Consider the following 6,467-nt stretch of genomic DNA (forward strand, 5'->3'; position numbering starts at 1 on the left):
ATCGGCTCAAACCGGCACGAGGGGCGGGGCCCCGCCGACGCCGGGGGGTCGGCGGGGTCCTCGCCGGGGGGGCGTTCCTACCGGTAGCCGGTGACGTCGGCGGGACGTCCGGCCTGCTCGACCTCGACGATGTAACGCCAGGCGTCGGGCCGGCTGCCGTCGGCGTCGGTGAACCCGTAGACCTGGGCGAGCCCGCCGCTGGACAGCGACGCGCCGTTCCAGCGCGCCCGGTCCGGGTCGGCGGCGAGGGCCGCCGCGGCGCGTCCCACGAACGCCGGGGACTCGGAGATCGCGAAGTGCGGGTTCGCCTTGGCGGCGTCGAGCCAGTTCTCCTCGGTGACGCCGAAGTTGTCGAGCATCGCCTCCGAGCGCAGCCATCCGGGCGTCAGGGACAGGGCGGTGGCCCCGTGCTCGGCGATCTCCTCGGACTGGGCGTGCGCCATCCGGATCACGGCCCACTTGGCGAGGTCGTAGAAGTAGCCGACGTCCTTGCGGTACTTCGCGTTGAACTCGGCGGTGCCGTCGGTCATCTCGATCACGAGCCCGCCGGGCTCGCGGATCAGCAGCGGCAGGGCGCGGTGGCTGGTGATGGCATGGGTCTCGATGGCCAGCCGCAGCAGCCGCAGCCCGTCGTCGAGGGACTGCTCCCACAGCGGCTTGCCGAACTGGAACAGGTGGTCGGCGCCCCAGATGTCGTTGACGAGGACGTCCAGCCTTCCCTGCTCGCCGTCGATGCGGTCCACCAGCGCGGTGACCTGCCCGGGGTCGAGATGGTCGACCGGGACGGCGATGCCCTCGCCGCCCGCGGCCGTCACCAGTTCCGCGGTCTCCTCGATGGTCTCGGGACGGTCCATCTCCGATCGCGCTGACCGGGTGGACCGTCCCGTGACGTACACGGTCGCGCCCGCGGCGCCGAGCTCGGCGGCGATGCCGCGGCCCGCCCCGCGCGTCCCGCCCGCGACCAGTGCTGTCTTTCCCTTCAGTGCACGGCTCATGGGGACGATGCTGGCACCGAAACCTGACAGGCGACGTCAGGTTTCGCGTCCCCGGCCGCGCCGGTTTTCGGTCAGGTGAAGATGCTCACCCCGCCCGGGCCGACGAGGAGCCCGACGACGATGAGGACTATGCCCCAGAGCAGGTCGCGTCGCGCGACGATCACATAGATACCGGCGATCACCAGGATCACGGCGATGAGCCACAGAATTGTCATCATGGCCCAGGGGATCCCCGGTAGATTCACGGCAAAACCGGCATCTCGGTTCGGATGCCCAAATTTGACATTATGGACGGCGACTCTGCGGACGGCTCAACCGGAGGACGTTGGCGACGATCCGGTGCCCCGCCCCGCCCGCCGCCGTGAGGATGGACTCCGGGTGGAACTGGACGGCCCAGCGCCGCCGCTCCGGATCCTCGATCGCCATCACGACGTCCCCGGTCAGCGCCGTCACCTGGAACCCCTTCACCCGGTCGGGCGTGGCGTGCAGCGAGTGGTAGCGAGCCGCGGTGAACTCGTCCGGGAGCCCTTCGAACAGCCCGCCGCCCGTCACCTTCACCTGGCCGGGCTTGCCGTGGGACGGCTCGGGCAGCAGCGTCAGATCGCCGCCCGCGTGCTCGACCATCGCCTGCAGGCCGAGGCAGACGCCGAAGACGGGGAGGTCCCGCTCGTCCAGCGCGTCCAGGAGGGCGCGGGTGGCGAAGTCGTCGGGGCGGCCGGGCCCGGGTGAGAGCACGACGAGGCCGGGTGCGTGCTCGTCCAGCATCCGCATCGGGAACCCGTGCCGGAGCGTGACCACATCGGCGCCCTGCTGGCGGAAGTAGTCGGCGAGGGTGTTGACGAACGAGTCCTCGTGGTCGACGAGCAGCACCTTCGGCGCGTCGCCCGGCGGCGCGGGAAGCGGCGCCTCCCGCGCCGCGGCGGACCCGCCCCCCTCCAGCGGCGCGGTGAGCGCCCCCAGCAGCGCGCTCGCCTTGAGGTGCGTCTCGCGCTCCTCCTCGTCGGGGTCGGAGTCGTACAGCAGGGTCGCCCCGGCCCGGACGGTGGCGACGCCGTCGCGGATCTGCGCGGTCCGCAGCGTCAGGCCCGTGTTCATCGACCCGTCGAAGCCGACGCATCCGACGGCGCCGCCGTACCAGCGGCGCGGCGACTCCTCGTGGTCCTCGATGAACTGCATCGCCCACGTCTTGGGGGCGCCGGTGACGGTGACCGCCCACATGTGGGTGAGGAACGCGTCGAGCGCGTCGAACCCGGGGCGCAGCCGCCCCTCGATGTGGTCGACGGTGTGGATCAGCCGCGAGTAGATCTCGATCTGCCGGCGGCCGAGGACGCGCACGCTGCCCGGCACGCAGATGCGCGACTTGTCGTTGCGGTCCACGTCGGTGCACATGGTCAGCTCGGACTCGTCCTTCGCCGACGACAGGATCGTGCGGATCTGCTCGGCGTCCTCCAGCGCGTCGGCGCCGCGCTTGATCGTCCCGGCGATCGGGCACGTCTCGACCCGGTCGCCGCCGACCCGGACGAACATCTCCGGCGACGCGCCGACCAGGTGCTCGCCGTCCCCGAGGTTGAACAGGAACTCGTACGGTGCGGGGTTGGTCTCGCGCAGCCGCTCGAAGAACGCGGCGGGCGCGTCGCAGCGCGCGTACATGGCGTGCCCCGGCGTCACCTCGAACAGGTCGCCGCGGACGAACTTCTCCTTGGCGTCCCGCACCATCTGCGCGTACACGCCGGGGACGGGCTGCGCCGGAAGCTCCGCCGCCGGTGGCGGGACGGGCGTCGGCTCGGTGGCGCGCGGCAGCCCCGCGGTGCTCACCCCGCCGATCTCGAACTCGTACGACATCCGGTGGGAGGTCTCGCGCTTGCGGTCCACGACGACCATCTCGTCGGCCAGGTGCAGGACGAGGTCGCGCTGGTCCGCCGGCCGTTCGGCCCTCGTCCGCAGCGGCTCGAACTGCAGCGACAGGTCGTATCCGAACGCCCCGTACAGGCCGAGGTGGGGGTCGTCGCAGCGGAACAGGCCGACGACGGCGCGCAGGGCGGTGAAGACGGTCGGCTGGCGGCTGCGCTCCTCCTCGGTGAAGAACGCGTCCGCCGGCGGGACGAAGACCTCGAACAGGCCGGGTTCGTCCGCCCGGACCTCGCCGGTGCCGCGGAGCACGGCGGCGATGGCGGGCAGGACGACCCGCCCGCGCTCGTTGAGGGCCCGCACGGCGGCCGTCCGGCCGCGGGCGACGATCTCCAGGCAGGGATCGACGTAGGCCATGTGCCAGCGGCTGTAGCGGCCCGGGTACTCCATGCCGGAGCTGAGCACGCCGCCGCGCCGCTCCCCCACGGCGGCGACGAGGGCGTTCAGCACGTCGGACTTGCGCTCGGAGTCGACCGGGGTGGCGGTACGGGTCACCCGTACGCCTCCGGCCGTGACGAACTCGCTGGTCAGCGGCTGCTGTGAGACGGTCTCCACCGCGGTGGCCCCTCATTGTCCGGGCCCTGCACCCAGGCGGAGGGACGCGAAAACGACCGCCGGGTGAGGGCGGTCGCCTGGGTGTGAACGTGCACGAACCGGCGCCGCCTTAGCGGCGCCACCACCACTGGGAGGCTGCGGTTCGCATGCCGCGAGATTACCACGGGCCGGAAGCAGGGGTTCACTCACGCCACCGCGCGGCCCGCCCCGGCGGCGGCCGGGAGCCCGGCATCGCCGGCGGCCACTGGACGCTTCTCCGGTAACCGCGGGACACGGTGATTCAGGGAACGGCCCGGCCGCCCGCTCGACCGGGCGGCCGGGCCGTTCTCCCGCGGGTCAGGCGCGCCCGTACTGGTCCTCAAGGCGCTCGATGTCGTCCTCGTCGAAGTGCCCGAAGGCGATCTCCATGACGCGCACCGCAGGGCCGTCCGAGCTCAGCCGGTGCGTGTCGCCGGCCCGGATCAGCACCCGCTCCCCCACACCGGGCACGATGCGGCGGCCGGCGACCTCGAACACCGCGCCGGGGTCGAGCGCCACCCACAGCTCGTCGCGGTCGCGGTGCCGCTGCAGGCTGAGCCGCTGTCCCGGCTCCACGTGGATGATCTTCACGGTGGACGGCTCGTTGAGCGTGAAGCGCTCGAAGCTCCCCCAGGGCCGCCGCTCCGTCTCCACCGCGGGTTCCGTCTCCACCGCGGGCTCGGTCTCCGCGGCCGGCTCGGGCCGCACGTCGGTCTGCACGCGCGCGTCGGTCTGCACAGTCACCTCGGGGATCGTGGTTCGTCGGACATCTGCGGGGCGCGGGCGCCGGACGCCGCCGCCGGCAGCCCGCCCAGGACGAGGTCGACGAGGCCGTCCACGACGGCCTCCCGCGGAACCTCGTCGTCGTGGTCGAGCCACCAGTCGCCGGCCGTCTGCACCATGCCGACGATCGCGTGGCCCCACACGTAGGCGCGGGTCCGGTCCGCCATCTCGCCGTCGGCGATCATCACCTCGGCCAGTTCCCGGCTCACGTCGCGGATCATCGTGCTCATCGCGCTGTGCGTGGCGGTGTCCTCGGCGCTCGCCCGGTGCATCAGGAAGCGGTAGAGGTTGAGGTTCTTGGAGATCGTCGACAGGTAGGTGTCGATGGTGGAGCGGGTGCGGTCGCGGATCGGGCCGCCGCTGGAGAACTCCTCCCGGATCCCCTCGATCAGCTTGCGCGTGTGCCGCTCGGCCAGCGCCTGGTAGAGGCCGCTCTTGTCGCCGAAGTGGCGGTAGAGGATCGGCTTGCTGATCTCCGCTTCGGCGGCGATCGCGGCCATCGACGCCTCCGGGCCCTCCCGCTGGATCACCCGGTCGGCGGCCTCGAGCAGCGCGCGGCGGCGCCCGGGATCGCGCCGCGACCCCGTTGCCGGGCCGCCCTGCGCACGTGTCATGCCCGCAAAGGTATCCGGGGGTGTTACCCGGTGACAACACCGCCTGGCCTGCGCGGAACTCGCGCGGCGGCGAGCCTCCCGCCGCGCGGCCCGAGCGGCTACCGTGACCAGGGTGCGGACGCTCTATTCGGTGCGGCTGGAGGGCCTGGCCGCCAACCCCGCCGCCCCGGCCGATCTCCTGCTGCTGATCCTGGAGCGCGCCGAACCCCGGATGGGGAACGCGCTGCTGCGCCGCGCCGGTGTGCCGGACGCCGTGTACGAGGCCGCCGCCCGGCACCCCGACCCGCGCACCCGGCGGCTGGTCGCCACGACGGGCCACGCACCGGTCGCGCTCCGCGCCCGCCTCGCCGACGACCCCGATCCCGTCGTCCGCCGGGCGGTGGCCTCGGCCCCCGAGCAGTGGGAGCCCGCGATGCCGCTGCCCCGCGACGTCCTCGCGCGGCTCGCGGCCGACCCCGACGCGCGGGTGCGCGACGCCCTGTGCGACAACGCGGCCCTGCCCGACGGCGTCCGGGCCGCGCTCGCCGCCGACCCGGACGCGAAGGTCCGGATGAGGGCGCTGCTGACCTGGCCGGAGCCGCCCGACGAGGTCGTCGACGCGGCGCTGGAGGACGCCGACCCGGCCGTCCGGCGGCTGGCGATGCGGCTCGCGTGCCACCGCCGCCCCGAGTTCGCCGCGCCGCTGCTGGCCACCGGCCAGGCGTCGGCGGTGTCCACCCTCCCCCTGGACGACGAGCAGGCGCGTGAGCTGTGCCGGCACGAGAACACCGCGACGCGCGCCGCGGTCGCCGCGAACCCCCATCTGCCGCCCGGCCTCGTCGAGGTCCTCGCCGCCGACCCCGAACACGAGGTGCGGCTCGCGGTGTCACTGCGCCCGGAGCTGCCCGAGGAGCAGCGCGCGGCCATCGACTGCCACGTCGGGCCGCACGACCGGCTCCACCCGCCCGAGTGGTTCTGGACGCGGCTGGACGACCTCGTCCTGATGCGCCGGTACGCCACGTCCGCGCATGTGGGACTGCGCCGCTTCGCCGCCTACAGCCCGCACCTGCCCGCCGACCTCGTCGCCCTCCTGGCGGCCGACGAGGACTTCGTCGTCCGGATGCTGCTGTCGGAGTGCCATCCCGACCCGCCCGGCGACCTGCTGCTCGCGGTGGCGCTGGAGTCGCCGTACATCACCAGGCTGGACCGCGTCGGGCATCCCAACTTCCCGTGCGCGGGCCTCGCCCGGCTCGCCGGCGCGGACGACCCGGTCGCCCGCACCCTGGCCCTGCGCGATCCCGCGCTCGGGATCCGGGCCGTCGAGCGGCTCAGCCGGGACGGCGACCCGGAAGTGCGCGCGGCGGCGGCCCGGGACGCGCGGCTCCCGGTCGCCCGGCTGCTGGAACTGCTCGACGACCCGGAGGCGGCCGGGAGCGCGGCGCGCAACCCCGGCCTCCCCGAGGCGTCGATGAAGCGGATCCTCTACGACGTGGCGATCATCTAGCGATCATCCGGCGAACCGGCAGGCCGGCGGCGGCCCGGCCGGGAGCCTGGGCGCCCGTTCCGCGGTGCCGCCGATCTCTTGATCGTTCGGGTCTCGACATATCACCAGGAA

Annotated in this window: 6 protein-coding genes; 1 reads left to right on the forward strand and 5 read right to left on the reverse strand. The window is 73.5% G+C overall.

The window, feature by feature from the left end; all coding sequences use genetic code 11:
- Nucleotides 1-77: 77 nt before the first annotated feature.
- The 5 genes from ACGFK0_RS20325 to ACGFK0_RS20345 form a co-directional block, all read right to left on the reverse strand.
- Nucleotides 78-995 carry an SDR family oxidoreductase gene (locus ACGFK0_RS20325; protein ID WP_392906760.1) on the reverse strand — a complete coding sequence of 306 codons (918 nt, stop codon included), beginning with the start codon at nt 993-995 and terminating at the stop codon, nt 78-80.
- A 71-nt stretch (nt 996-1,066) separates the two neighbouring features.
- Entirely contained in the window at nt 1,067-1,213 is a 147-nt protein-coding gene (locus tag ACGFK0_RS20330) for a GPGG-motif small membrane protein (protein ID WP_165975373.1), read from the reverse strand.
- Between the two features lie 67 nt (nt 1,214-1,280).
- Entirely contained in the window at nt 1,281-3,458 is a 2,178-nt protein-coding gene (locus ACGFK0_RS20335) for an anthranilate synthase component I (protein ID WP_392906762.1), read from the reverse strand.
- 336 nt (nt 3,459-3,794) lie between these two features.
- Nucleotides 3,795-4,220, reverse strand: a complete 426-nt coding sequence (locus ACGFK0_RS20340; protein ID WP_392906763.1) for a phosphomannose isomerase type II C-terminal cupin domain — start codon at nt 4,218-4,220, stop codon at nt 3,795-3,797.
- Nucleotides 4,217-4,873: a TetR family transcriptional regulator gene (locus ACGFK0_RS20345; RefSeq protein WP_392906764.1), complete on the reverse strand. Its 657-nt coding sequence runs from the start codon at nt 4,871-4,873 to the stop codon at nt 4,217-4,219. Before ACGFK0_RS20345 ends, ACGFK0_RS20340 begins: the two co-directional genes overlap by 4 nt.
- Before the next feature lie 112 nt (nt 4,874-4,985).
- On the opposite strand from ACGFK0_RS20345, the gene ACGFK0_RS20350 reads away from it, so the two are divergent.
- The gene (locus tag ACGFK0_RS20350; protein ID WP_392906766.1) at nt 4,986-6,356 is read left to right on the forward strand and encodes a hypothetical protein; all 1,371 of its coding nucleotides are present in this window, start codon (nt 4,986-4,988) and stop codon (nt 6,354-6,356) included.
- Nucleotides 6,357-6,467: the final 111 nt, after the last annotated feature.

This window comes from Spirillospora sp. NPDC048823, from assembly GCF_043198445.1.
Classification (GTDB): domain Bacteria; phylum Actinomycetota; class Actinomycetes; order Streptosporangiales; family Streptosporangiaceae; genus Spirillospora.

What these genes read in the sequence shown, in the direction of transcription:
- ACGFK0_RS20325 (WP_392906760.1), bottom strand. Translation starts at nt 995, where the DNA reads ATGAGCCGTGCACTGAAGGGAAAGACAGCACTGGTCGCGGGCGGGACG.
- ACGFK0_RS20330 (WP_165975373.1), bottom strand. Translation starts at nt 1,213, where the DNA reads ATGATGACAATTCTGTGGCTCATCGCCGTGATCCTGGTGATCGCCGGT.
- ACGFK0_RS20345 (WP_392906764.1), bottom strand. Translation starts at nt 4,873, where the DNA reads ATGACACGTGCGCAGGGCGGCCCGGCAACGGGGTCGCGGCGCGATCCC.